The sequence below is a fragment of the Microcoleus sp. D2_18a_B4 genome (genome assembly GCF_036702475.1).
Classification (GTDB): domain Bacteria; phylum Cyanobacteriota; class Cyanobacteriia; order Cyanobacteriales; family Microcoleaceae; genus Microcoleus.
Genome location: NZ_JAUBTL010000072.1, coordinates 1 through 2916 on the forward strand (window position 1 = coordinate 1; position 2916 = coordinate 2916).

At 46.6% G+C, this 2916-nt stretch carries 3 protein-coding genes and 1 pseudogene; all 4 read left to right on the forward strand.

Annotated elements, in window-relative coordinates; genetic code table 11:
- The first annotated feature begins 373 nt into the window (after nucleotides 1-373).
- Complete coding sequence (locus QUB04_RS28435; protein ID WP_333289679.1) at nucleotides 374-736, forward strand: hypothetical protein; 363 nt, start codon at nucleotides 374-376, stop codon at nucleotides 734-736.
- A gap of 147 nt (nucleotides 737-883) precedes the next feature.
- Nucleotides 884-1399, forward strand: coding sequence for a DUF4347 domain-containing protein (locus QUB04_RS28440; RefSeq protein WP_333289681.1), 516 nt, complete (start codon nucleotides 884-886; stop codon nucleotides 1397-1399).
- 103 nt (nucleotides 1400-1502) lie between these two features.
- Nucleotides 1503-2102 carry a calcium-binding protein gene (locus QUB04_RS28445; protein ID WP_333289683.1) on the forward strand — a complete coding sequence of 200 codons (600 nt, stop codon included), beginning with the start codon at nucleotides 1503-1505 and terminating at the stop codon, nucleotides 2100-2102.
- Between the two features lie 412 nt (nucleotides 2103-2514).
- A pseudogene (locus QUB04_RS28450) lies at nucleotides 2515-2916 on the forward strand (hypothetical protein); the annotation flags it as partial.

Consider the following 2916-nt stretch of genomic DNA (forward strand, 5'->3'; position numbering starts at 1 on the left):
GCGCCCCCATATCCGCTACACAAGTAGTTACTTTTGTCAACTTTCTTGTTAAGAAAGATGTTTATAAAGCATAGCTTTTTAAGGGGGGTTAGGGGGGATCGAGCTTAACTGAACCGTATTGAGAGATCGACTGCGTAGCAAGAATTTGTCAAATCCTCCCTCTCTCCGCTTCATTACCCCACAAATCAAATATGTCATCTATCTAAAGACTGAATAATTCACAAATCGCCTTCGGGAAACGTCTAACTAATAGAACACAAAAAACCAACCCTGGAGTTGAAAAATGATGATTCGTCGTATTGCTTTCGTTAGTGGTCTCGTTATTCTCAATGCTTTTGGTTTCGCTACCGTAGCCCGTGCCGGTGAAGGTGGTGTGGCAGGTTCTGCGGCTTTCACTGTTAACAACAATGCGGTTACAGGTGTGGCTGTCTCGGCTGCTGTGGGTAAACAAAGTGCTGCCGCTCATTCTTTCAACTACCTTCCTACCGATAGCAACGGTTTACAGAACTCAGCCTTTGCAATTGGTACTGGGGGTCTACTGGATTTCACCGCTCTTGGTACTCGGGATGGCTTTAACATGGACACTAGCGCCGACCCCGCGATCGGTAGGGCGCAAGGAAATAGCTTCACAACCGGGTACACCATCCAAATTGGTACTCGTAATGGCGCTCCGGTGGTTACGTCTCCGGGGGCTCCGGCTCCGGAGGTTCAGGGTGGTGGTGACGACCCGCTCTAGTAATTAAATTAATTTTTTCCCTCTCAAATCTGATATGAGGATCTCAGCGACTCGCGGCACAGAAAGTCAGGAAAGATCCTCATTAAGAGGGATTTTTTATCCGCAATACCTTCGGATGAATAACAGGACATTCCCCAGAGGAAACCCATGCTCAATACTTCAAAAACTATCAATCCAGCCACCAGAATTGTTGTTATCGATGCTGGAGTAGAAAACGCCGATCTACTCATTGAGGATGTCATTTCCACTACTGAAGTCTTTGTCCTAGATGGGACGGCCGATGGCATCGAGCAAATTAGCCTTGTTTTACAACACCGTCCAAATACCGATGCCGTTCATATTATTTCCCACGGTTCCCCCGGTTGCTTGTATCTGGGAAATAGCCAACTGAGTTTAGATACCCTCAACGGCTACGCGACTCAACTGCAACAGTGGGATGTTGCCAACCTCGTCTTCTATGGCTGTAACGTTGCAGCCGGAGATGCTGGCGAAGAGTTCATCGCACGACTCCACAAACTAACAGGCGCTCAAATCGCTGCTGCAGGACTCGGTGGTCCTCAGTTGCTAAATAGCGGTGTGGTGAGGACGAACGGTATTAGCTTCCGTAACAATTCGGCAATTGGCGGCCACGGCGGCAACTTCTGCGACTTTTTTGCACGCTGACATCTGTAACTCTTTCAGCGCCAAGTTTTCAGGTGTGTATGGAGGTAAATTATCTCTTCGCTACTTTGACGCAAATTCACTATTTTTCAGGAGAAAGTATTTCATGGAAATCCCAAACTATGACCACTCAGAAGACCCAATCCACCACCCCTTTTATAATCCAATCTCCGGTACACGCAATAACGACATTCTGCGGGGTACAGCCGCTGGTGAGCAAATCGACGGTTTAGCAGGGAGCGATATCCTCTATGGTAACGCCGGAAACGATACCATCAATGGCGGTGGCGGCAACGATATTGTCTATGGTGGCAATGATAACGATTTGCTGTTGGGGGGTAATGGCAGCGATCGCCTTTACGGTGATGCCGGTAACGACCAACTCCTCGGCAATGCGGGTAATGACATCCTGTATGGGGGTGATGGAAATGATATCCTCAATGGCGGTGCAGGGAGCGATCGGCTCTACGGGGATGCAGGATTGGATACCTTTGTCCTTGGACCAGGAATGGGTCAGGATCTGATCTATGGCTTCCAAGGTAGGCAAGACAGAATCCGATTAGAGGAAGGTTTAACTTTCCGCGATTTACAGATTGCCCAAAGTGGTAGTTCCACCTTAATTAAAATTGCATCAACCGGAGAAACCCTCGCTTCTTTAGTTAACACGAATTCCTCCGGGATTTGGGAGGGTAATTTTATCCCATAATCCGGCTGGTCTGACGGAGAATTTTAGGGCGGTCGCGCCTGTCTAATTGTCTAAATTATGAAATAATCCTGTGCGTTAACTTCCGTTAGCGCACCCTGGATTCTGATTTTATAATTATTAAAAATTCAAAATATTCATCCCAATAAATATTTTTTTATTGCATCTATAGCGAACCTAAATAAATTGTGTAATTCTTGTAGGGGCAAACCCCCCGTGGTTGCCCCGATCCGTGGGGGGTAGGCACGGGGAGTAGGGGTAGCACTACCCCTACATATTTGTACCAATGATTGAGACCCGCTATATATAACAACAATATTAAAGCCCGAAATTGAATTGTTATTAAATCATCAGGATCTCAGGGGTGAATCACTGTATTAACTAATATATTTAATCCCTACTTACCGCGCTTTTAATGATGATTAACTTCCTAAAATTTATCGTTAACCCTACTGCGCTCCTCTCAACAGCATACAATGCTAGTATTGTCGTCGGTTTGGCTCTCCTGAGCATCGCTTACTCAACCCCAGCCATAGCAGAAACTCGCTCCAATTTACTCGACACATCCAATCAAATGGATGCCTCTGCTGCGAGTGTTTCTGACCTTCCAGAAACGAGCCCTTTATCAGAAACACCCAACTGGTTGACTTCTGCTACAAACCTGGAACCCTCATCCCAAAATTTAGCCTCTGAACCTCAACCCACAGAACCCCCATCAACTAATAATCCTACCGGATTAGCCCAACCTTCTGCGCTATCTACTGACCCCGATTACATTATTCCACCTCCAAGCGCTCCAAGCGTTTCCGACCTTCCA